Source organism: Streptomyces sp. NPDC050433 (assembly GCF_044458565.1).
In the GTDB taxonomy this organism is placed as follows: Bacteria; Actinomycetota; Actinomycetes; order Streptomycetales; family Streptomycetaceae; genus Streptomyces.
This window is the reverse complement of sequence record NZ_JBITIB010000073.1, coordinates 1-1,149: the sequence shown is the minus strand read 5'-3', so window position 1 is coordinate 1,149 and position 1,149 is coordinate 1. Positions and strand designations below refer to the sequence as shown.

The window sequence follows — 1,149 nt, the reverse complement described above, 5'->3', positions numbered from 1 at the left end:
GTGGTCAACACAAACTCGACGGAAGAGCGCCCCGAAAACGACATCCTGAAACCGTAGCAACTTAACGCCAGGATTTCAGGCGCAGGACACTAGGTATATTGATCACCAGCGTTGTTTACTCGGCTGATGGGTGGCTGGCCTCCGAGTGCGGTGTGGCAGCGGTGGTGGGTGTGGAGGAAATCTCTCAGGGCCGCTGTCCGCTCGCTGTTGGAGGTGTAGGGCCGCAGTAGGCCCATTCCTCGAGGAGGGTGCGGTTGAAGCGTTCGACTTTGCCGTTGGTCTGGGGCCGGTAGGCGCGGGTGAGCTTGCCGGTCGCGCCGAGCTCGTTGAGGGCCTGCTTCCAGGCCAGGCCCTTGCGGTAGGACCAGGCGTTGTCGGTGAGGACGCGTTCGATGCGGGTGATGCCGTGGGCGTGGAAGAAGGCGGCGGCGCGGGTGAGGAAGCCGGCGCAGGTCGTGACTTTCTCGTCCGCGTGGATCTCGCTGTAGGCGAGGCGGGAGTGGTCGTCGACGGCGGAATGTACGTAGTCGAAACCCATCCCGCGGACCGGCCGGCCCGCTTCACGGCCCAGGGCCCGATGGCCGCCGCCGTCAGGAATCCGGCCGAGCTTCTTCACATCGATGTGGATCAGTTCGCCGGGGCGGTCGCGTTCGTAGCGTCGGATCACGGTGCCGGTGGGCCGGTCGAGGCAGGCGAGGCGGTGCAAGCCGTGGCGGGTCAGGATGCGGTGGACGGTCGAGGCGGGCAGGCCCAGGACCGGGCCGATCCGGGCGGGCCCAAGCTTGCGGTCCCGACGCAGGTCACACACCTGGACCTCGATATCGGCCGGGGTCCGGTGCGGCGTCATCAGCGGGCGGCTGGAGCGGTCTGCCAGGCCCGCTTCGCCCTCGGTCCGCCACCGGCGAACCCACTTATGAGCGGTGGGCCGTGAAACACCCAGCTCGGCGGCGACATGCGCCACCGGCCGCCCGGAACGGACGCGGTCGACCAGCAACCGCCTGCCATGAACGGTCAACCGGGCATTACGGTGGGACACGAAGACCTCCTGTGCGGCGCAGTCCTAGACAGCTCCACCACACCGGAGGTCTTCGCCTTTGAGCAACCCGACCACCAGGTGTTAACAACGCTCGTGATCAATACACCTAGTGT

General features: G+C 66.6%; 1 pseudogene. It reads right to left on the bottom strand.

The window, feature by feature from the left end:
- Positions 1-89 precede the first annotated feature (89 nt).
- Positions 90-1,036 (bottom strand): annotated as a pseudogene (locus tag ACIBLA_RS37575) (IS481 family transposase).
- Between the last annotated feature and the right edge of the window lie 113 nt (positions 1,037-1,149).